Origin of the sequence: Pseudomonas farsensis (genome assembly GCF_014268805.2) — a bacterium.
Classification (GTDB): domain Bacteria; phylum Pseudomonadota; class Gammaproteobacteria; order Pseudomonadales; family Pseudomonadaceae; genus Aquipseudomonas; species Aquipseudomonas farsensis.
In genome coordinates this window covers 270525-289844 of record NZ_JABWRF020000001.1, presented here as the reverse complement: position 1 = coordinate 289844, position 19320 = coordinate 270525, and the positions used below count along the sequence as shown (strand labels likewise).

The window sequence follows — 19320 nt, the reverse complement described above, 5'->3', positions numbered from 1 at the left end:
CCCATGCAGCCTATGCTGAATATCGCCTTGCGCGCCGCTCGCAGCGCCAGTGAACTGATTTTCCGCTCCATCGAACGCCTGGACACCATCAAAGTCGACGAGAAAGGCGCCAAGGACTACGTGTCCGAGGTTGATCGCGCCGCCGAGCAGACCATCGTTAACGCTCTGCGCAAAGCCTACCCGAACCACTCCATCCAAGGTGAAGAGACCGGCCTGCATGCTGGCACCGGTGAAGAAGGCAAGGACTACCTGTGGGTCATCGACCCGCTCGATGGCACCACCAACTTCCTGCGTGGCGTTCCTCACTTTGCTGTCAGCATCGCCTGCAAATACCGTGGCCGCCTTGAGCACGCCGTGATCGTCGACCCGGTTCGCCAGGAAGAATTCACCGCCAGCCGTGGCCGTGGCGCCCAGCTCAATGGCCGCCGCCTGCGCGTCAGCTCGCGCACCAGCCTCGAAGGCGCCCTGCTGGGCACTGGTTTCCCGTTCCGCGACAACCAGATGGCCGACCTGGACAACTACCTGGGCATGTTCCGCGCCTTGACCGGCCAGACCGCCGGCATTCGCCGCGCCGGCTCCGCCAGCCTTGACCTCGCCTACGTCGCCGCCGGGCGTTTCGATGCGTTCTGGGAGTCGGGCCTGTCCGAGTGGGACATGGCTGCAGGCGTGCTGCTGGTTCAAGAGGCCGGCGGCCTGGTCAGCGACTTCAACGGTGGCCACGACTTCCTCGAGAAGGGCCATATCGTTGCGGGCAACATCAAGTGCTTCAAGGCCGTGCTGACTGCTATTCAGCCGCACCTGCCAGAATCGCTGAAGCGCTGATTGCATCGCGCACAAAAAAGCACCCCTCGGGGTGCTTTTTTTATGTCCATTTTTTGCCCAGAAACCGCTCCTACAGGGCAATGCAGTTACTGGCCCGGCTGATTCTGGCTCAGCACCAGCTTGCCGTTTTTGTCCAGCGGGATGGTCGAGCCTGGCTCGTGGTCCATCTTCACCTTGCCCACCTGGTCACCAATCGAATAGGTGACGTTGTAGCCAACCACCTTGTCGCTGATGTCGTTGACCGTGTTGCAGCGGGTTTGCGTGGTGGTATAGGTGTCGCGCTCCTGCATGTATTCCTGCGCCTTGTTACCGGCATAACCGCCACCGACGGCGCCCGCCACAGTGGCGATCTTCTTGCCGGTACCGCCACCCACCTGGTTACCCAGCAAGCCACCGGCCAGCGCACCGACCACAGTACCTGCGATCTGGTGCTGGTCCTTGACCGGCGCCTGACGAGTCACCGCCACGTCCTTGCACACCTGGCGCGGCGTCTTGATCTGCTGCTTGATCGGCTGCACGTCGGTGACCTGGGCGTATTCTGGCCCCTTGTTCACCAAGCTGTAGGTCGCCACAGCACCCCCGGCGGTGACACCGACTGCACCCAGTACCGCACCCACCAGCATTGATTTGTTCACGTGAACCTCCTGACCATACGTACGGGTCCTGCCCCGCTTTCTCCCAGCCTTGGAGCAAAAAAAAAGACGCGAGTTCAACACTCGCGTCTTTCTTTACGCCAAACGGTGTAGGAATAACCGTTATGGACGCTCGTCCACACCCTCGGTTTTCACCGGTGGAATCAGGTCTTCGCTGTTCAGGTTCAGCCAGATCAGCACCACGTTGGCGATGTAGATCGACGAGTAGGTACCCGCCATGACACCGATGAACAGCGCCAGCGAGAAACCGAACAGGTTGTCGCCACCGAAGATCAGCAGTGCGGCAATGGCTAGCAAGGTCGATACCGAGGTCGCGATGGTGCGCAGCAGGGTCTGGGTGGTCGAGACGTTGATGTTCTCGATCAGCGAAGCCTTGCGCATTACCCGGAAGTTCTCACGCACCCGGTCGAACACCACGATGGTGTCGTTGAGCGAGTAGCCGATGATCGCCAGCACCGCCGCCAGCACCGTCAGGTCGAAGGTGATCTGGAAGAACGACAGGATACCCAGGGTCACCACCACGTCGTGGATCAGCGAGATGATCGCGCCGACGGCGAACTTCCACTGGAAGCGGAACGCCAGGTAGATGAGGATGCCGCCGAGCGCCAGCAGCATGCCCATGCCGCCCTGGTCGCGCAGTTCTTCACCCACCTGCGGGCCGACGAACTCGACGCGCTTGAGGGTTGCAGGGTTGTCGCCACCGGCCTTCTGCAGCGCAGCCGCAACCTTGTTGCCCAGTTGCGGGTCATCGCCCGGCATACGCACCAGCAGGTCGGTGGTAGCGCCGAAGCTCTGCACCACGGCCTCGTGGAAGCCCGAATCGGCCAGCTCCGCACGCACGGCCTTAAGGTCGGCAGGGCGTTCGTAAGTCAGCTCGATCAGCGTGCCGCCGGTGAAGTCCAGGCCGAAGTTCAGCCCTTTCTGCCACCAGCTGAACAGCGCCAGCACGGTGAGGAGCACGGTAATGGCGAACGCGACATTGCGCACGCCCATGAAATTGATGGTTTTCATCGCAGCTCCCTCAAACCCACAGCTTCTTGATGTCACGCCCGCCGCAGGTCAGGTTGACCATTGCGCGGGTCACCATGACGGCGGTGAACATCGAGGTGAAAATCCCGAGGGACATGGTGACCGCGAAGCCCTTGACCGGGCCGGTACCCATGGCGAACAGGATGCCGCCCACCAGCAAACTGGTCAGGTTGGCGTCGATGATCGCGGTATAGGCACGGTTGAAGCCTTCGTGGATGGCGCGCTGCACCGACATGCCGGCTTTCAGCTCCTCGCGGATACGCGAGAAGATCAGCACGTTGGCGTCCACCGCCATACCCATGGTCAGTACGATACCGGCGATACCTGGCAGAGTCAGGGTAGCGCCGAGCAGCGACATCAGGGCCAGCAGCAGCACCATGTTGCCCGCCAGCGCGACGGTGGCGATGACGCCGAAGCCGCGATAGATGGCAATGATGAACAGCGACACGAACAGCATGCCCCACAGGGATGCATCGATACCCTTGGTGATGTTGTCAGCACCCAGGCTTGGGCCAATGGTACGTTCTTCGGCGAAGTACATCGGCGCAGCCAGACCACCGGCACGCAGCAGCAGGGCAAGTTCAGACGATTCGCCCTGGCCGTTCAGGCCGGTAATGCGGAACTGGCTGCCCAGCGGCGACTGGATAGTCGCCAGGCTGATGATCTTTTTCTCTTCCTTGAAGCTCTGTACGGCTACGTCTTTCTCGACGCCACCGACGGTCTGCTTCTCATAGCGGGTCACCGGCTTCTGCTCGATGAAGATCACCGCCATGCTGCGCCCGACGTTGGTGCGGGTGGCACGGCTCATCAGCTCGCCACCATGGCCGTCAAGGCGGATATTCACCTGCGGACGGCCGTGCTCGTCGAAGCTTGCCTGGGCATCGGTCACCTGGTCACCGGTGATGATCAGGCCACGCTCGACCGGCGCCGAACGGCCGCCTTCGCGAAACTCGAACACCTCGGTGGTGGCCTTGGAGGCACCCGGCTCGGCACCGAAGCGGAACTCAAGGTTGGCGGTCTTGCCGAGAATACGCTTGGCTTCGGCAGTGTCCTGCACGCCTGGCAGCTCGACCACGATCCGGTTGGCGCCCTGGCGCTGAACCAGTGGTTCGGCAACGCCCAGTTCGTTGACCCGGTTACGCACCGTGGTCAGGTTCTGCTTGATCGAGTATTCGCGGATTTCGGCAACCTTGGCCTGGGTCAGCGCCAGACGCAGCACGGCGAGCTCGTTGCGCTCGGTGGTGGTCAGGTCGAAATCACTGAAATTCTTGCGGATCAGGCTACGTGCCTGCTCGCGGGTGGCATCGTCAGAGAAGCCCAGCATGATCCCGCCATCCTGCTGCGGCAGGCTGCGGTAGCGGATGCGCTCTTTGCGCAGGAGGGTCTTGACCTCACCTTCGTAGACTTTCATGCGTGCGGTCATGGCCTTGTCCATGTCCACTTCCAGCAGGAAGTGCACACCACCGGACAGGTCCAGGCCGAGTTTCATCGGGCTTGCACCCAGGTTGCGCAGCCATTGTGGGGTGGTCTGGGCCAGGTTCAGGGCCACGACATAGTCGTCACCGAGGGCCTTGCGCGCCACGTCTTTGGCTGGAAGCTGGTCTTCCTGGTTGGTCAGGCGCACCAACGCACTGCCCTTCTCGCCCAGGCTGCCGCCTTTGACGACGATACCGGCATCGGTCAGCGCCTTGGTGACGCGATCGAGGTCGGCCTGGCTGACATGCAGGGCGGAGCTGGCACCGCTGATCTGCACCGCCGGATCATCCGGGTAGAGGTTGGGTGCGGAATAAATGAAGCCGATCGCCAGGACCAGCACGATCAGCAGGTATTTCCACAGAGGGTATTTGTTCAGCATCACGCCGCCCGTTCAAGACGCGGGACGCTTTGCGCGCCCCGACTGGAAAATAAAACCGGTAACTCAGATAGCCTTGAGCGTACCTTTTGGCAGGGTCGCCGCAATGGCACCCTTCTGGAACTTCAGTTCGACGGTATCGGACACTTCCAGAACAACAAAGTCGTCAGAGACTTTGACAATTTTGCCGGCGATGCCGCCGTTGGTGACGACTTCGTCACCTTTCTGCAAGTTGCCCAGCAGGTTTTTCTGCTCTTTGGCGCGCTTGGCCTGTGGGCGCCAGATCATCAGGTAGAAGATGACCAGAAAACCGACCAGGAAGATCCACTCGAAGCCGGTACCGGCTGGGCCGGCTGCAGGGGCTGCGGCGTCCGCGTAGGCGGCGGGAATCAAGAAGCTCATGGGGTGCACTCCTAATGCAAATATTTTAATAATGGATGCGAACAGTCAGTCCAAAGGCGGCACGGCAAGCCCGCGTTTGGCGTAGAAGGCGTCGACAAAGGCGGCCAATTTACCCTGTTGAATAGCCTCGCGTAAACCGGCCATCAAGCGCTGGTAATGGCGCAAGTTGTGGATGGTATTCAGCATGCTGCTCAGCATTTCGCCGCATTTGTCCAAGTGGTGCAGATAAGCGCGGGAGAAGTTGCTGCAGGTGTAGCAGTCGCAGGTCGGATCCAACGGCGAATCATCGTGGCGATGGAACGCGTTGCGGATCTTGATCACGCCGGTATCAACGAACAGATGGCCGTTGCGCGCGTTGCGGGTTGGCATCACGCAGTCGAACATGTCGACGCCGCGGCGCACACCCTCTACAAGATCTTCCGGCTTGCCTACCCCCATAAGGTAACGAGGTTTGTCAGCCGGCATCATGCCTGGAAGGTAGTCGAGCACCTTGATCATTTCGTGCTTGGGCTCGCCCACCGACAACCCGCCGATGGCCAGGCCGTCAAAGCCGATATTCTCGAGGCCTTCGAGCGAGCGCATGCGCAGGTCCTGGTACATGCCGCCCTGAACGATGCCGAACAGCGCCGCGGTGTTGTCGGCGTGGGCGTTCTTGGAGCGCTGGGCCCAGCGCAGCGACAGCTCCATGGAGGTGCGCGCGACATCGTGCTCGGCCGGGTACGGCGTGCACTCGTCGAAGATCATCACCACGTCCGAACCCAGGTCACGCTGCACCTGCATCGATTCTTCCGGGCCCATGAACACTTTCGAGCCATCGACCGGCGAGGCGAAGGTCACGCCCTCTTCCTTGATTTTGCGCATGGCGCCCAGGCTGAACACCTGGAAACCGCCGGAATCGGTAAGAATCGGGCCTTTCCATTGCATGAAGTCATGTAGGCCGTTGTGCTTCTTGATCACTTCGGTGCCCGGGCGCAGCCACAGGTGGAAGGTGTTGCCCAGGATCATCTCGGCACCAATGGCCTCGATGTCACGCGGCAACATGCCCTTGACCGTGCCGTAGGTGCCCACCGGCATGAACGCCGGGGTTTCGACGGTGCCACGCGGGAAGGTGATGCGGCCGCGACGGGCCTTGCCGTCGGTGGCCAGCAGTTCGAACGACATTCGACAGGTGCGACTCATGCTTGATCCTCTGGGCCGCGTGGCGCCGGATTGCGGGTGATGAACATGGCATCACCGTAACTGAAGAAGCGGTAGCCCTGCTCGACCGCCGCCGCGTAGGCAGCCATGGTCTCGGGGTAACCGGCGAAGGCCGAGACCAGCATCAGCAGCGTGGACTCCGGCAGGTGGAAGTTGGTGACCAGGCAGTCGACCACATGGAACGGCCGGCCCGGGAAAATGAAAATGTCGGTATCGCCGCTGAACGCCTTGAGCACGCCATCACGGGCGGCGCTTTCCAGCGAGCGCACGCTGGTGGTGCCAACGGCAACCACGCGCCCACCACGGGCGCGGCATGCCTGCACGGCATCGACCACATCCTGGCTCACTTCGAGCCACTCTTTATGCATGGTGTGGTCTTCGATGTTGTCGACCCGCACTGGCTGGAAGGTACCCGCGCCCACATGCAGGGTGACGAAGGCACGCTCGACGCCCTTGGCGGCGATCTTGGCCAGCAGCGCCTCATCGAAGTGCAAGCCAGCAGTTGGCGCGGCCACGGCGCCGGCACGTTCGGCGTAGACGGTCTGATAGCGTTCACGGTCGGCGCCCTCATCCGGGCGGTCGATATACGGCGGCAGCGGCATGTGCCCGACGCGCTCGAGCAGCGGCAGCACTTCTTCGCTGAAGCGCAGTTCGAACAGCGTGTCGTGGCGGGCGACCATTTCGGCCTCCCCACCGCCATCGATCAAAATCTGCGCGCCCTCTTTCGGCGCCTTGCTGGCGCGCACATGGGCCAGCACCCGGTGGCTGTCGAGCACACGCTCGACCAGCACTTCGAGCTTGCCGCCCGAGGCTTTCTGGCCAAACAGCCGCGCCGGGATGACCCGGGTGTTGTTGAACACCATCAGGTCGCCGGGGCGCAGGTAGTCGAGCAGGTCGGTGAACTGCTTGTGGGCCAGCACCCCACTGGGGCCGTCCAGAACGAGCAGGCGGCTGCCGTGGCGCTCGGCCAGAGGGTGGCGGGCGATGAGGGAGTCTGGGAGTTCGAAAGAGAAATCGGCGACGCGCATGATGATGTTCGGTTCGACAGGGCCGGGAAGTTTAGCCCAACGGACGAAAATTGACCATGAAAGCCGATTGACCGGTTGCACGACCCTCTCTATACTGCGGCGCCACAAGCCCTGATGGCGGAATTGGTAGACGCGGCGGATTCAAAATCCGTTTTCGAAAGGAGTGGGAGTTCGAGTCTCCCTCGGGGCACCAAATCTGAAAAAAAACCTTGCTCAAGCAAGGTTTTTTTTTGCTCGAAAAAAAGCCTCAATGGCCTGGCCTTTGATCTCAAGGATGATGACGCTTGAACACAGCATCGGACCCAGAAAAAAAAGTATTCATGGATCGTTGGGCTGAGCGGACCAAGGACCATCCGTGGCGGGCTGTGGCGGTGCTCATGCTATGTATCGCTGCCACTTTCGGGGTTGTACATTGTGCCCCATGGTACTGGGCACTCGTCACCATCGTCGTTTTCTATGCTGCTTTCACGTTTGTGATTTTTTGCACCTCCCGCCCACGTGGCTGGGAAGGAAGCATCCTTTTCCTCACCTTTATCATGGCCGCGGTGCTTTTCATTGCTTTGTTTGGCTTTGTTTATAAAACAGGAACTCTCATCGTTTTCGAACACTGCAGCGCATTAGAAAACGGTGTTCAGGAATGCACAGCGAACACCGAGGCGTGGGACTGGTACTACTATTCGACTGTCGTTTTCACCACGCTTGGCTTCGGCGATGTTACCCCAACGCTGTTTGCCGGCAAGGTCGTGACCTCTGTGGAAGCCCTCCTTGGAATGGCATACGGCGTGACTGCCGTCATTACCTTTTTGGGGCGTCATTCGTGGCTTAATGCCCAGGGTAGCGCCGATGACAAGCAGGCTTCTCCAGCCGCGTCCCCTTGCCGCTCGGCAGATCCACAATTGATTTCCCTAGTGGGTGCAGTGGCCGCCCAGAGCCACGACCTTGCCAACCTGCGCGAACAATTTGCAACTCACCTCATGGAAACGGCCATCAAGCTGAAACACTTGAAATATGCGTTGTGGATAACGTGGGGGTTGCTCGCGATGTTGACGATCATCTTTGTTAGCTGGCAACTTCATTAACGAATGCGCCTCAGCCACTGTATGAACAGTCTGCCCCGAGGCCCCTTCATCGCGGAGTGCGCGCATATCCGGCGCAGTGATGCACAGTAAGTTACACAAAATGCAACTTTGTGTAGAGCCATCTTGACCTTATCGTTGATTTCACCGTGGGCTGACGCCGGACAGTGTCAGGTCGGGCAGATCCACTCGCCGTGCTGGCCATCGCGGGGCAAGCCCGCTCCCACGCCGAATCTCCCACGCGCGCGCTCACACCTGAGCGCCTGCATCCAAAAAACTGCCCATGGACTAAGCTGGCCCTTCACCACCTGCGCGAGCCCGCCCATGAATCTGAGTCACCGCCCGGCAAGGACTGCCGACATCCCCGCCATCTGCTGCTTCCCGCAGGGCGCGGATGAGCTGTTCTACATGTTCCCAAGGGCCACCTACCCGCTTACCCCCGCGCAACTGAGCGAGGCAATAGCGCAACGCAGTTGCTCCACGGTTGTGGAAGGTGACGGGGTGGTGCTGGGCTTTGCGAACTTCTACAAGGCCGAATGCGATGGCGTTTGCGCGCTGGGCAATGTGGTCGTGGCCCCAGCTGCCAGGGGCCGAGGGGTGGCGCGCTATCTGGTGCAGGTCATGATCGAACTGGCCCGTGAAGAATTCGCCGCGCGTGAGATTTGGGTTTCATGCTTCAACCACAACACGGCCGGCTTGCTGCTTTATCCACAGCTGGGGTTCGTGCCGTTCGCCATTGAAGAGCGGCAGGCGCCAGATGGCAGCAGGGTTGCACTGGTACAGATGAAGATGGGCTCAGCCTGACCGCCTTTGCTCAACCACCCAAGGCGTGCGGCTGTGCCGAGAGATCAAGGCCCAATGCACGAATGACTTTGAGCACTGTGTCAAAGCGAGGCTTTGCGCCAGGGCCGAACGCCTTGTAGAGGCTTTCGCGGCCCAGGCCTGTCTCCTTCGCGATTTGCGACATCCCCCGCGCCCGAGCGATGTGGCCCAGCGCGCGGAGTATCTCGTCAGTATCGCCATCGGCAAGCACCTGGCTCAGGTATTCACTGATCGCTGCATCACTATCGAGCAACTGCGCCATGTCGAACGGGATGAGTTTCTCGCTCATATCAACTCCTTGGCCAGCGCCCTTGCCTTGAGGATGTCGCCAGCTTGTGAAGACTTGTCCCCGCCCACCAGGAGCAGGACCAACCTGTTGTTCCGGGTGATGAAGTAAACCCTGTAGCCGCCGGAGACATCGATACGCAGTTCGCTGATCCCCCCGCCGACCGGTTTGCAATCGCCTGCATTGCCCAACGAGAGACGCTCGATCCTCCGGCCTATCGAAAGCCGTGCGCGCAGATCACGCAGTTGGGCCAACCATAGGGAAAAGCTCTCCGTTTGTTCAATTTCATAGCTCACCGGACCTCCCAGACTGTATCCTAACGAATACAAACAATCAACGTTCAGGATCGCTGTACAGCAGATCCCCACCAACCCGGAACACTGCCTTGATCACGCAAACAGAGGCATCCAGCCGCTTCCCAGTCTCACGTGGTCTATTTCCCTATTCCCCGTCCCCCATTTCTTGTTACACCCCCGCCGTGAACCCCAACCGCGTCCGTGGCGTCGGATAAAGCACCACCGCTTCGAGACACCCCTTGTGAAAAACCTCCTCATCCGCAATTTCCGCCTGGCCCACAAGACCATCAGCTACATCGGCTGGTCACTGTTCTGGCTGCTGATCTGGGACGTGCTGGTCACCATCGACTTCATGCTGTTCTTCAACAGCAAGTTCAGCCTGCCGCTGATCCCATTGACTTTGCTGGGCTCGGCGCTGGTGGTGCTGGTGAGCTTCCGTAACAGCAGCGCCTACAACCGTTGGTGGGAAGCGCGCACCTTGTGGGGAGCGCTGGTGAACAGTTCGCGCAGCTTTGCGCGCCAGGTGCTAACGCTGGTCGACGACCCGGACGATGGGCTGAACCCGGTAAAGGCGACGCTGCTACGCCGGCATATCGCCTATGTGAACTGCCTGGCGGCGCACTTGAAGAACGAAAAATGCCCGGACGAGTTGATCGCGTTCATTCCGCCGCAGGAATTCGAGCGGCGTAACCGCTCCAACAACTTTGCCAATGACATTCTCGGCGGCTCGGCGGCCTTGCTTGCGCGGGAGTATCAGGCCGGGCGGCTGGACAGCATTCGCCTGGCGCGGCTGGAGTCGACGCTGGTGGACCTGTCGAACGCACAAGGCGGCATGGAGCGCATCGCCAATACGCCGCTGCCCTACCCTTACGTGTATTTTCCGCGGCTGTTCATCACCCTGTTCTGCCTGATCGTGCCGGTGGGGCTGGTGGAATCGCTGGGCTGGTTCACCCCGCTGGCCTCGACCGTGGTGGGCTTCATGCTGCTGGCGATCGAGCGCATCGGCACCGACCTGCAGAGCCCGTTCCGCTCCAGCGAGCATCAAATCCCCATGGACACCATCTGCGAGACGATCGAGCGCAACCTGGATTCGATGCAGCGTGAATCGCAGTGCGAGGAGCAGATGGTCAAGTAGGCGGTCAACGGTGCGGGCCTCACTCGATCTTGTGTAGGAGCGGCCTTGCGTCGCGAAAGGGCCGCAAAAGCGGCCCCGGCGATATCAGCTTGAACTATAAATCTGGGGCGCTACGCCCTCCTTTCGCGACGCAAGGCCGCTCCTACACAAGACCGTGCCGGCCTAAACCAGCGCTCAGGCCCGCACATACCGCTGGCGCAATACGTCACTGAATGCATCCACCAACAACACCAGCACCAGCATGGCGATGATCACCGTGCTGGCCTGTGCCTCCTGGAACAGGCTGAGGGTGGTGTAGAGCATCTGCCCCAAGCCACCCGCGCCGACAAACCCAAGCACACTGGCCATGCGAATGTTGTTTTCCCAGCGATACAAACTGTAGGCCAGCAGCTGCGGCCAGAGGTTGGGCAACGTGCCAAAGCAGAACGCAGCCACCTGGCTGGCGCCCTGCAAGCGAATGGCCGCAGCCGGCTCGGGTGGGGCGTTTTCCAGCGCTTCGGCAAACAACCGCCCGAGCACGCCTGCGGTGTGCAGCGCCAACGCCAGGGTGCCGGCATTCGGCCCAAGGCCTGCAGCCAGCACTGTGAGCGCCGCCCACACCAACTCCGGGATCGCCCGCAGCGCATTGAGCAGCAGCCGCGCGGCGCCTTGCAACGGCCAGCCGAAACGCCCAGCCGCAGGCAGTGCCAGCAACATGCCGAGGACCATCGCCAGCAACGTGCCCATGCCGGACATCGCCAGGGTTTCCAGCGCGCCGCGCCCCACTGCGCGCAAATGCTCGGGCGACAGGTCTGGGTGCATGAAGCGCCCGGCGTACTCGCCCATTTGCGCCAGGCCGCCGTTGCCGACCAGCGCCTGCAAGTCCAGCTCCAGAAAGGCGAACGATGCCGCTACCGCCAAGGCAATACCCAGCAGCACCAGCCGGTTGATCAGCCGGCTCATGCCAGCCTGCCGCGCAGCAGACGGCTGAACAGATCAGCGAGCATTACCAGCAGCAAAAATGCCAGCAACATACTCGCCACCTCCGCCCCTGCGAACATGCGCATCGACAGGTCGATCTGCTGGCCCAGGCCGCCTGCGCCGACAAAGCCCATCACCACCGAGGCGCGCACCGCGCATTCCCAGCGGTACACGGTATATGACACCACTTCGGCTGCGGCATTGGGCAGAACGCCGTAACAGAACGCCAGCAACCGCCCACTGCCCGCCTGCAACAACGCATGGGCCGGGCGCTGGTCGACCGACTCGAAGATTTCGGCGTAGACCTTGCCGAGCATGCCGCTGTAGGTGATGGCAATGGCCAGCACCCCGGCCGTCGGGCCCAGGCCTACTGCGCGTACGAACAGCAGCGCCCAGACGATCTCCGGCACGCTGCGCAGAAACACCAGCACGCCGCGCACCGGCATGCGCAGCACCCGCGAGGCCCAGCCCGGCCTGCCGCCACGCGACGCCGCCCGCAACGACAGTGCGCGGCTGGCCAGCAGGCTGGTCGGCACCGCCAGCAGCAGCGCCAGGCTCATGCCGGCCGTGGCCACCGCCAGGGTCTGCAAGGTTGCCTGCCATAACAGGGCAAGGAAGTCGCGGTCGTGCGCCGGTGGCCAGAAGCCGCTGACGAAGCTGCCCATCTGCTGACGGTTTTCGGCTTGCAGCAGCACACCGGGGTTCAGCTCGCTCAGGTGCAGCCCCGGCCATAGCAGCGCCAGGCACACCACAGTCAACAGCACGCGGGGCAGCGCTGCCGGGTCGCGGTCAGCGGCAATCAGCATCGCGGAATCTGCACCGTCAACGCTGGGGCGCTAACCACCGGCGCTGCCAGATGCTCGTTGGCATACAGCGCCTGCAACAAATCGTCACCGACCGCGTGCGCCGGGCAATCGAACATCACCTGCCCTTCACGCAGGCCGATCACCCGAGGGAAATGCGCAAGCGCCAGCTCCACCGCGTGCAGGCTGGCGACCAGCGTCAGGCCCCGTTGCTGGGCATGGCGGTTGAGCAGCGCCAGGCTGTGCACGGCCAATACCGGGTCCATGGCCGACACCGGCTCATCGGCCAGCAGCAGCTCAGGGCGTTGATACAGCGCACGGGCGATGCCGACCCGCTGCAACTGGCCACCCGACAGCTGCCCGCATTGGGCGAATAGTTTGTCCGCCAGCCCAAGCTCGGCCAGCGCCTGGCGCGCACCCGGCACATCGCCTGGGTGCAGCAGGTTGAGCAGACCGCGCAGCGTGCCCCACTGCCCCAGCCGCCCGGCGAGCACCGCCGTCACCACCCGTTGCCGCGGCGGCAGCGGCGGCGCCTGATGCACCAGCGCCACCCGCGCGCGCAGGCGCTGGCGGGCGCCGGCAGGCAGCGCCCAAGGCTGCGCGCCAAGCAGTTCAAGCTGGCCGGCACTGGGCTGCACGGCAGTTGCCATCAAGTGCAGCAAGCTGGACTTGCCCGCCCCGGACGGCCCGATGATCGCCACCCGCTCGCCTGTTTCGATGCGCAGGTCGACGGCACTGAGCGCCTGCACCTGGCCATGGCGCAGGCTTGCCGCTTGCAGACAGATACTCACTTGAGCAGGCCGGCCTCGCGCGCTGCCTGTTCGGTGCCCTGGTAGTTTTCAGGCTTGGTCTCGATGAAGCGGCTGGCCGCCTGCAGGTCGAGGATGGCTTTGTCGGCAGGCTTGGCCGGGTCGAGGGCCAGGAACGCCTGCTTGATCTTGTCCTTGAGCGCCGGGTCCATGTTGCCGCGCACGGTCCAGTTGTAGTCGTAGTAGGTGGGCGTGGTGGCAAACACCTTGACCTTGCTGGTATCGACCTTGCCGGCATCCACCAGTTTTTGCCAGACGCTGGCGTTGAGCACCCCGGCATCCACCTTGCCCGCCGCCACCCAGGCCACGGTAGCGTCGTGGGCGCCGGAATAGGCGACGCGGCTGAAATAGCTCTCGGGCTTGATGTTGTCTTCTTTCAACATGAAGTAACGCGGCATCAGGCTGCCCGAGGTCGACGAGATCGAGCCGAAGGCGAACGTTTTGCCCTTGAGGTCGGCCAGGCTCTTCACATCCGGGTTGGCGGTGATGAACTTGGAGGTGAACTGCGCATCCTGCTCACGCTGCACCAAAGGCGTGGCGGTCGGGTCTTTGAGGTGCACCTGAACAAAGGTGAAACCACCCAGCCAGGCCAGGTCCAGGCGGTTGCTGGCCAGCGACTCGACCACGGCGGGGTAGTCGGCCACCGGCACGAACTGCACCTTCATGCCCAGTTTCTGCTCCAGGTATTCACCCAGCGGCTTGAACTTGCGCAACAGCTCCGTCGGCGCCTCGTCGGGGATGGCGCTGACCCGCAGCACATCGGCTGCCTGGGCGACAAATGCGCAGCAGGACAGAGCAAGGCCGGCGGCGAGCGCCAGAGGGCGTTTGAGCATGGGAGTTCTCCGATTCTGGAACAAGGGCTTTAGCGCGTAATCGGGGAAGTATAAGAGCCACGGGCACAAAGGCCAGCTTTGCTACAATCGCGCCAATCATTGTAGGTAGAGGTGCGTATGAGCGAGCCGATTCGTCTGACCCAATACAGCCACGGTGCCGGTTGCGGGTGCAAGATTTCCCCCAAGGTGCTGGACGTGATCCTGGCCGAAAGCGGCACCCAGGCCGTGGACCCAAACCTGTGGGTGGGCAACGCCTCGCGTGACGACGCCGCGGTCTATGCCCTGGATGACGAGCGCGGCGTGGTGTCGACCACCGACTTCTTCATGCCCATCGTCGATGACCCTTACGACTTCGGCCGCATCGCCGCTACCAACGCCATCAGTGACATCTATGCCATGGGCGGCGACCCGCTGATGGCCATCGCCATTCTCGGCTGGCCAGTCAATGTGCTGCCGCCTGAAGTGGCCCGCGAAGTGATTCGCGGCGGCCGTGCGGTGTGCGCAGAAGCCGGTATTCCGCTGGCGGGCGGGCACTCCATCGACGCCCCCGAGCCGATCTTCGGCCTGGCCGTCACCGGTGTGGTGAGCAAGCGCCACCTCAAGCGCAACGACACTGCCCGCGCCGGCAGCACCCTATACCTGACCAAACCACTGGGCATCGGCATCCTCACCACCGCCGAGAAAAAGGCCAAGCTGCGCGAGCAGGACCAGGGCCTGGCCCGCGACTGGATGTGCACCCTCAACACCCCCGGCAGCCGCTTCGGCAAGCTGGCCGGGGTGCAGGCCATGACCGACGTCACCGGCTTCGGCCTGCTCGGCCACCTGGTGGAAGTCGCCGAAGGCAGCGGCGTGACCGCACGCCTGGACTTCGCGGCAGTGCCGCGCCTGCCAAGCGTCGACTATTACCTGGCCGAGGGCTGCATCCCCGGCGGCACCTTGCGCAACTTCGAAAGCTATGGCCACAAGATCGCCGCACTGAGCGACTCGCAGAAACACCTGCTGTGCGACCCGCAGACCAGCGGTGGCCTGCTGGTGGCGGTCAGCGCCGAAGGTGAAGCCGAGTTCCTCGCCGTAGCCCGCGAGCTGGGCCTTGAGCTTGCGCCCATCGGCACCTTGGTGGAACGACAGACCCACGCAGTCGAGGTGATTTGATGCGCCCCGACTGCACCGAGTTGCACCGATTGTTCGTCGACGATGTGCCGCTGATGGACATGCGCGCCCCGGTTGAATTCGCCAAGGGCGCCTTCCCCGGCGTAGTCAACCTGCCGCTGATGACCGATGACGAGCGCCACAAGGTCGGCACCTGTTTCAAGCAGCAAGGCCAGGCGGCGGCCATCGCCCTTGGCCACCAGTTGGTCAACGGTGCGGTCAAGCAACAACGCCTGGAGGCCTGGGCGGCGTTCGCCAAGGCCCACCCCGACGGTTACCTGTATTGCTTTCGCGGCGGGCTGCGCTCGCAGATCGTCCAAGGCTGGCTGAAGGAAGCCGGCATTCATTACCCGAAAGTGGTCGGCGGCTACAAAGCCATGCGCACCCTGCTGCTGGAAACCACCCAGCAGGCCGTGGCACAGTGCGATTTCGTGCTGCTGGGCGGGCTGACCGGCACCGGCAAGACCGATGTGCTGCTCAAGCTCGACAACGTGCTCGACCTCGAAGGCCATGCCAACCACCGCGGCTCCAGCTTCGGCAAGCGGGCCACCGCGCAGCCGGCGCAGATCGACTTTGAAAATGCCCTGGCCATCGATGTGCTGAAAAAGCGCCAGCGCGGCATCGAGCAGTTCGTGCTTGAGGACGAAGGCCGCATCGTCGGCAGTTGCGCAGTGCCGCTGGAGCTGTACAAGGGCATGCAGCAGTACCGCCTGGTGTGGCTTGAGGACAGTTTCGACAACCGCGTGCAGCGCATCCTGCGCGACTATGTGATCAACCTGTGCGGCGAATTTGTCGCGCTGCATGGCGAAGAGAGCGGGCCGCAGCTGTTTGCCGAGCGCATGCGCCAGAGCATGGCCAATATCCACAAGCGCCTGGGCGGCGAGCGCTTCCAGCGCTTGTACGGGTTGCTGGAACAGGCGCTGGACGAGCAACTGCGCAGCGGCGACGTGGGCCTGCATCGGGGCTGGATCGAAGGGCTGCTCAATGAGTATTACGACCCGATGTACGCCTATCAGCGCGAGGCCAAGGCCAGCCGCATCGAGTTTGCCGGCGATGCGCTGCAGGTTCGCGAGTACCTGAAGGCGCGGGCCGAACCGCGACCTTGATACCGGGCTCGTGTAGGAATGGTAGCAAGGCCACTACTGCCCCGGGCTAAGCACCCGCTCAAGCTCGGCAGCGCGTGTTTTGCTCATGTCCATCACGCACATCGCCCCCTCGATCCGATACAGGCTGCCGTCACTGAGGTTGCGGTGGAACGCGCAGTTGCCATCGCGGTAGGCAATCCATTTGCGCTGCACCTCGCGCAGGGCTTTTTGTTGGCCAGGGGCAAGCTTGGCCAGCAATTGTTTGTACACCCGGTTCAGGCGCTCATCCTGCAATTTGGTCTCGGCCTGGATACAGGCACCCATGGCTGTAGTGCTGGAAGCGGTGTCCATGCATTGGGTGTAGGTCGACGAGTAGTCGTCGGCCTGGGCGCTGGCCAGGCCAAACAGCGCAATGGCGCCAATCAGATTACGGGGCAGCATGACGAATCCTTTTCCAGGGCAATAGCCATGCAGCCTAGCATCACAACGCCTGCTGCGGCGCAGGCGGGCGCATCACCTTGTTCGGCTCGAAACGCAGCGACGGCATTTCGGTGGCCGCATAGAATGCCAGCCCGATAGCCGCCATCAGCGCCACATCCAGCCAGCGCCAGCCGGGCACTTCATTGGCGTGCCTGGCCTTGTAGCACCACCACAGCTGCCCCGCGCAAAACGCCACGATGGCCGCCAGCCACAGGTAAAAGCCCACACCAAAGCCGACCACATTCTGGAAGTCATAGCTCTGGTTGTCCGGCAACCGTTCCACGCCAAGGCTGCTTACTGCCAGGTACAACGCCGCCAGGCCGCACACCAGCGCCAGCTTTCGAAATTTGCGGTGGGCCAGTATGGCCAGCGCCAGCAGGGGGTTGGCGAACCACTGGTACTCACCCAGGGTGATCCCCCAGGGGCCATAGATAAGGATCTGCAACGCGGGCATGTGCCGCCCACTGGCCATCAACACGGCGTCGAAGCCCAGGCTCAGCAGGTAGATGCAGAGGCTTAGGGTCAGGTAGAAAGCGGGCAAGGGACACACCAGAGCGAACGGGACAGGCTGCGACCTTAACCCAGCCCCTGCCCCGCCTCCAAACCTTCACGCAACCGGCGGCTCCAGCAGCAGCCCGTACATGCCCGAGTCAGACAGTTCGCCGGCCACGCACCAGCGTGCGCGCAAAGTGCCTTCGAGGACGAAGCCCTGGCGCTCCAAGGTACGCGCCGAACCCTGGTTGCGAGGGTCGATTTCGGCCTCCAGGCGGCGCAGATGCAGGGTGTTGTGCAGGTAGTCGATGAAGCAGGTCAGCGCTTCGTCCATGTAGCCGCGGCCTTGCGCAACGCGGGCCAGGCAGTAGCCGATCTCGCCGCGGCGCGAGGCGTCTTCGAGGTTGAACAGCTGGACCATGCCGATCAGCTCGTCATTATCGCGGCGGTACATGCCGAGTTTGAGCAGTTGGCCACTGGCGTAGGCTTCGCGGTCGGCGGCCAGGGCGCTTTCGGCCTCGGCCAGGGTTTGCCACGGGGCGTGATACCAGTAACGCATCACTTCCGGGTCAGCCATGATGGTCAACCATTGCTGCGCATCGCCATGGCGCATGGGGCGCAGTTGCAGGCGGGGGCTTTCGAGGCACAAGTCGCTGGAGAAACTGCGGGGTTCGGGCACGCCGGGACTCCTGTCCGATGTGGGAAAGATGACAGTCTAGCGTCAGCGGCGGTTTGCAGGTACCCGTCGAAAGACGGAGGGTATGGAGAAGGGCTTCGGGCGTGCGCTATATCGATGCGGTCTTACGCGGTTGCGTGTAGGAGCGGCCTTGTGCCGCGAAGGGCTGCGGAGCAGCCCCAGGATCTTCGCATCATGCAGAGTGGCGGGGGCTGCTTTGCAGCCCTTCGCGGCACAAGGCCGCTCCTACACGGGATCGCGTCGATTGCGCCGCATGCCGCGTTCCAGGTCATTGATCAATGCCTTGGCCATTGCGCTCAGAATGCGCGCAGCGCTGCCGGCCAGCAGGTCGCTTTCCAGTTCGGCCTCGGCGGTCAGGTGACGGATGCAGCCCAGTAACACCGACAGCTCGTCGAACGCGCGCTCGAACGGGATGCCCGGCTTGATGCAGAACAGGTCAAGGAAGGTTTCGGCACCTGCGGTCCCACAGGACCGGGGCTCGTTCATATGGATGCCTGCTCGGCGACGGCATGGTCTACCAACACGATGACCAACTGTGAAAGAACGATGGCGGTGTCGAGCGTGCTTTGCGAGCGGTGCTCTGGGGGGCATTGGGCATAGTCGTGGACGGTGGTTGCCAGGGTGTCCATCAGCGTGGCGGCTTGGGCCATGGCTTCGGCGGGTGGGAGGGCGTTGATGATTTTCAGGTAGTGGGTTGGGCAAGGGGGATCTGGTACTAATTTTTTCATGGTGTCTCCTAGTAACTAATGGAAACAACCACCTCCATCCTTCTCACAGACAAGGGTGGCAGTCGTACGCATGGTGAGAAGACCGTGTAGACACCATCAAGCCACGGCCGGGCGAAAGCCCGCACGCGCACGACTGCCATAAAATGGAAAGCCAGATGGTGGGTTACAACGGGCTTCTCACACCCGGTCGCCAAATGTGACGACCCCGCGAAGTTAACCCCGGTGTATTTCCCCGCCAATTCGGCGATTTCCGACAGGGGCGTAGGATAGGTCCGAATGGGTTTGGGACTGAAGGATTTGGTTTCAGTTTGGGAAATGTCTTACAGAGGGGGCGGGGTGGCGGCGGGATGTTCGGTTTGAGGTGGCGTCAGGGCTTACAGGTGTCCGCCATGGGCCTTTCAGCGCCTATCAGATCGAGCGCCGCCCGCGCGGCGCATCGCAGGCTATCTTACACAGAGCTCGCCCATCCCATATCGATGCCGTCTACGCGGTCAGTGTAGGAGCGGCCTTGTGTCGCGAAAGGGCTGCGGAGCAGCCCCAGCGATTCTGGTGGGTGCACATATCCAGGGGCTGCTTCGCAGCCCTTTCGCGACACAAGGCCGCTCCTACACAATCAAAAGCGACTTGCCCGAAACCATAGAATCTCCCACATTTGTTTCGGGCCAATATCGCCTGTGCCATTGCCT

23 protein-coding genes and 1 tRNA gene are annotated in these 19320 nt (G+C 62.3%); 7 read left to right on the top strand and 17 right to left on the bottom strand.

Annotated features, from left to right (window positions below):
- Positions 1-3: 3 nt before the first annotated feature.
- On the top strand, positions 4-822 hold the full coding sequence (gene suhB, locus HU719_RS01310; protein ID WP_186517468.1) for a type III secretion system regulator SuhB: 819 nt from the start codon (positions 4-6) through the stop codon (positions 820-822).
- A gap of 86 nt (positions 823-908) precedes the next feature.
- Here the strand turns inward: suhB and HU719_RS01305 are convergent, their stop codons facing one another.
- From HU719_RS01305 to queA, 6 genes are all read right to left on the bottom strand, one after another.
- Positions 909-1457, bottom strand: a complete 549-nt coding sequence (locus HU719_RS01305) for a glycine zipper 2TM domain-containing protein (protein WP_186517470.1) — start codon at positions 1455-1457, stop codon at positions 909-911.
- 120 nt (positions 1458-1577) lie between these two features.
- Positions 1578-2486 (bottom strand): protein translocase subunit SecF, encoded by a 909-nt coding sequence (gene secF, locus HU719_RS01300; RefSeq protein WP_186517472.1) that lies wholly within the window; start codon positions 2484-2486, stop codon positions 1578-1580.
- Between the two features lie 10 nt (positions 2487-2496).
- Positions 2497-4359 carry a protein translocase subunit SecD gene (gene secD / locus HU719_RS01295; RefSeq protein ID WP_186535244.1) on the bottom strand — a complete coding sequence of 621 codons (1863 nt, stop codon included), beginning with the start codon at positions 4357-4359 and terminating at the stop codon, positions 2497-2499.
- A gap of 63 nt (positions 4360-4422) precedes the next feature.
- A complete protein-coding gene (gene yajC, locus HU719_RS01290; RefSeq protein WP_056795769.1) occupies positions 4423-4758 on the bottom strand; it encodes a preprotein translocase subunit YajC in 336 nt (111 codons plus the stop codon).
- Positions 4759-4803: 45 nt separating this feature from the next.
- Positions 4804-5919 carry a tRNA guanosine(34) transglycosylase Tgt gene (gene tgt, locus HU719_RS01285; RefSeq protein ID WP_186517516.1) on the bottom strand — a complete coding sequence of 372 codons (1116 nt, stop codon included), beginning with the start codon at positions 5917-5919 and terminating at the stop codon, positions 4804-4806.
- 14 nt (positions 5920-5933) lie between these two features.
- Positions 5934-6983 (bottom strand): tRNA preQ1(34) S-adenosylmethionine ribosyltransferase-isomerase QueA, encoded by a 1050-nt coding sequence (queA, locus tag HU719_RS01280; protein ID WP_186517478.1) that lies wholly within the window; start codon positions 6981-6983, stop codon positions 5934-5936.
- Positions 6984-7091: 108 nt separating this feature from the next.
- Here queA and HU719_RS01275 point away from each other — a divergent pair.
- The 3 genes from HU719_RS01275 to HU719_RS01265 all read left to right on the top strand — a co-directional run bounded on the left by HU719_RS01275 (position 7092) and on the right by HU719_RS01265 (position 8863).
- Positions 7092-7176: transfer RNA gene (locus tag HU719_RS01275), tRNA-Leu, on the top strand.
- Positions 7177-7267: 91 nt separating this feature from the next.
- The gene (locus tag HU719_RS01270) at positions 7268-8062 is read left to right on the top strand and encodes a potassium channel family protein (protein WP_186535243.1); all 795 of its coding nucleotides are present in this window, start codon (positions 7268-7270) and stop codon (positions 8060-8062) included.
- Between the two features lie 321 nt (positions 8063-8383).
- Positions 8384-8863 carry a GNAT family N-acetyltransferase gene (locus HU719_RS01265; RefSeq protein ID WP_186535242.1) on the top strand — a complete coding sequence of 160 codons (480 nt, stop codon included), beginning with the start codon at positions 8384-8386 and terminating at the stop codon, positions 8861-8863.
- A 10-nt stretch (positions 8864-8873) separates the two neighbouring features.
- Here the strand turns inward: HU719_RS01265 and HU719_RS01260 are convergent, their stop codons facing one another.
- Together HU719_RS01260 and HU719_RS01255 are read right to left on the bottom strand one after the other, a co-directional pair.
- Entirely contained in the window at positions 8874-9170 is a 297-nt protein-coding gene (locus HU719_RS01260) for an addiction module antidote protein (protein ID WP_186517484.1), read from the bottom strand.
- The gene (locus HU719_RS01255) at positions 9167-9463 is read right to left on the bottom strand and encodes a type II toxin-antitoxin system RelE/ParE family toxin (protein ID WP_186517486.1); all 297 of its coding nucleotides are present in this window, start codon (positions 9461-9463) and stop codon (positions 9167-9169) included. The genes HU719_RS01260 and HU719_RS01255 overlap by 4 nt, the downstream gene beginning before the upstream one ends.
- A 241-nt stretch (positions 9464-9704) precedes the next feature.
- On the opposite strand from HU719_RS01255, the gene HU719_RS01250 reads away from it, so the two are divergent.
- Complete coding sequence (locus HU719_RS01250) at positions 9705-10598, top strand: bestrophin family protein (RefSeq protein WP_186535241.1); 894 nt, start codon at positions 9705-9707, stop codon at positions 10596-10598.
- A 174-nt stretch (positions 10599-10772) separates the two neighbouring features.
- On the opposite strand, the gene phnE is transcribed toward HU719_RS01250, so the two are convergent.
- The 4 genes from phnE to HU719_RS01230 are packed head-to-tail and all read right to left on the bottom strand — an operon-like array spanning position 10773 to position 14003.
- Positions 10773-11540 (bottom strand): phosphonate ABC transporter, permease protein PhnE, encoded by a 768-nt coding sequence (gene phnE / locus HU719_RS01245; RefSeq protein WP_186535240.1) that lies wholly within the window; start codon positions 11538-11540, stop codon positions 10773-10775.
- Positions 11537-12364, bottom strand: a complete 828-nt coding sequence (locus HU719_RS01240; RefSeq protein ID WP_186517492.1) for a PhnE/PtxC family ABC transporter permease — start codon at positions 12362-12364, stop codon at positions 11537-11539. Before HU719_RS01240 ends, phnE begins: the two co-directional genes overlap by 4 nt.
- Positions 12358-13152, bottom strand: coding sequence for an ATP-binding cassette domain-containing protein (locus HU719_RS01235; protein ID WP_186517495.1), 795 nt, complete (start codon positions 13150-13152; stop codon positions 12358-12360). Before HU719_RS01235 ends, HU719_RS01240 begins: the two co-directional genes overlap by 7 nt.
- Positions 13149-14003, bottom strand: a complete 855-nt coding sequence (locus tag HU719_RS01230) for a putative selenate ABC transporter substrate-binding protein (protein WP_186517496.1) — start codon at positions 14001-14003, stop codon at positions 13149-13151. Before HU719_RS01230 ends, HU719_RS01235 begins: the two co-directional genes overlap by 4 nt.
- 117 nt (positions 14004-14120) lie before the next feature.
- Here HU719_RS01230 and selD point away from each other — a divergent pair, with 117 nt between their 5' ends.
- Both selD and mnmH read left to right on the top strand, forming a co-directional pair.
- The gene (gene selD, locus HU719_RS01225; RefSeq protein WP_186535239.1) at positions 14121-15155 is read left to right on the top strand and encodes a selenide, water dikinase SelD; all 1035 of its coding nucleotides are present in this window, start codon (positions 14121-14123) and stop codon (positions 15153-15155) included.
- Positions 15155-16258: a tRNA 2-selenouridine(34) synthase MnmH gene (mnmH, locus tag HU719_RS01220; protein WP_186535238.1), complete on the top strand. Its 1104-nt coding sequence runs from the start codon at positions 15155-15157 to the stop codon at positions 16256-16258. The genes selD and mnmH overlap by 1 nt, the downstream gene beginning before the upstream one ends.
- 33 nt (positions 16259-16291) lie before the next feature.
- On the opposite strand, the gene HU719_RS01215 is transcribed toward mnmH, so the two are convergent.
- The 5 genes from HU719_RS01215 to HU719_RS01195 form a co-directional block, all read right to left on the bottom strand.
- The gene (locus HU719_RS01215; RefSeq protein WP_186535236.1) at positions 16292-16678 is read right to left on the bottom strand and encodes a lysozyme inhibitor LprI family protein; all 387 of its coding nucleotides are present in this window, start codon (positions 16676-16678) and stop codon (positions 16292-16294) included.
- A 40-nt stretch (positions 16679-16718) separates the two neighbouring features.
- Positions 16719-17258 (bottom strand): hypothetical protein, encoded by a 540-nt coding sequence (locus HU719_RS01210; RefSeq protein ID WP_186517500.1) that lies wholly within the window; start codon positions 17256-17258, stop codon positions 16719-16721.
- Between the two features lie 66 nt (positions 17259-17324).
- Positions 17325-17888: a GNAT family N-acetyltransferase gene (locus tag HU719_RS01205; protein ID WP_186517501.1), complete on the bottom strand. Its 564-nt coding sequence runs from the start codon at positions 17886-17888 to the stop codon at positions 17325-17327.
- 243 nt (positions 17889-18131) lie between these two features.
- Complete coding sequence (locus HU719_RS01200) at positions 18132-18392, bottom strand: DUF3077 domain-containing protein (protein WP_186535233.1); 261 nt, start codon at positions 18390-18392, stop codon at positions 18132-18134.
- Positions 18389-18634: a hypothetical protein gene (locus HU719_RS01195; RefSeq protein WP_186535231.1), complete on the bottom strand. Its 246-nt coding sequence runs from the start codon at positions 18632-18634 to the stop codon at positions 18389-18391. Before HU719_RS01195 ends, HU719_RS01200 begins: the two co-directional genes overlap by 4 nt.
- Positions 18635-19320 lie beyond the last annotated feature (686 nt).

What these genes read in the sequence shown, in the direction of transcription:
- suhB (WP_186517468.1), top strand. Translation starts at nt 4, where the DNA reads ATGCAGCCTATGCTGAATATCGCCTTGCGCGCCGCTCGCAGCGCCAGT.
- secF (WP_186517472.1), bottom strand. Translation starts at nt 2,486, where the DNA reads ATGAAAACCATCAATTTCATGGGCGTGCGCAATGTCGCGTTCGCCATT.
- secD (WP_186535244.1), bottom strand. Translation starts at nt 4,359, where the DNA reads ATGCTGAACAAATACCCTCTGTGGAAATACCTGCTGATCGTGCTGGTC.
- yajC (WP_056795769.1), bottom strand. Translation starts at nt 4,758, where the DNA reads ATGAGCTTCTTGATTCCCGCCGCCTACGCGGACGCCGCAGCCCCTGCA.
- tgt (WP_186517516.1), bottom strand. Translation starts at nt 5,919, where the DNA reads ATGTCGTTCGAACTGCTGGCCACCGACGGCAAGGCCCGTCGCGGCCGC.
- queA (WP_186517478.1), bottom strand. Translation starts at nt 6,983, where the DNA reads ATGCGCGTCGCCGATTTCTCTTTCGAACTCCCAGACTCCCTCATCGCC.
- HU719_RS01265 (WP_186535242.1), top strand. Translation starts at nt 8,384, where the DNA reads ATGAATCTGAGTCACCGCCCGGCAAGGACTGCCGACATCCCCGCCATC.
- HU719_RS01260 (WP_186517484.1), bottom strand. Translation starts at nt 9,170, where the DNA reads ATGAGCGAGAAACTCATCCCGTTCGACATGGCGCAGTTGCTCGATAGT.
- phnE (WP_186535240.1), bottom strand. Translation starts at nt 11,540, where the DNA reads ATGAGCCGGCTGATCAACCGGCTGGTGCTGCTGGGTATTGCCTTGGCG.
- HU719_RS01240 (WP_186517492.1), bottom strand. Translation starts at nt 12,364, where the DNA reads ATGCTGATTGCCGCTGACCGCGACCCGGCAGCGCTGCCCCGCGTGCTG.
- HU719_RS01230 (WP_186517496.1), bottom strand. Translation starts at nt 14,003, where the DNA reads ATGCTCAAACGCCCTCTGGCGCTCGCCGCCGGCCTTGCTCTGTCCTGC.
- selD (WP_186535239.1), top strand. Translation starts at nt 14,121, where the DNA reads ATGAGCGAGCCGATTCGTCTGACCCAATACAGCCACGGTGCCGGTTGC.
- mnmH (WP_186535238.1), top strand. Translation starts at nt 15,155, where the DNA reads ATGCGCCCCGACTGCACCGAGTTGCACCGATTGTTCGTCGACGATGTG.
- HU719_RS01215 (WP_186535236.1), bottom strand. Translation starts at nt 16,678, where the DNA reads ATGCTGCCCCGTAATCTGATTGGCGCCATTGCGCTGTTTGGCCTGGCC.
- HU719_RS01200 (WP_186535233.1), bottom strand. Translation starts at nt 18,392, where the DNA reads ATGAACGAGCCCCGGTCCTGTGGGACCGCAGGTGCCGAAACCTTCCTT.
- HU719_RS01195 (WP_186535231.1), bottom strand. Translation starts at nt 18,634, where the DNA reads ATGAAAAAATTAGTACCAGATCCCCCTTGCCCAACCCACTACCTGAAA.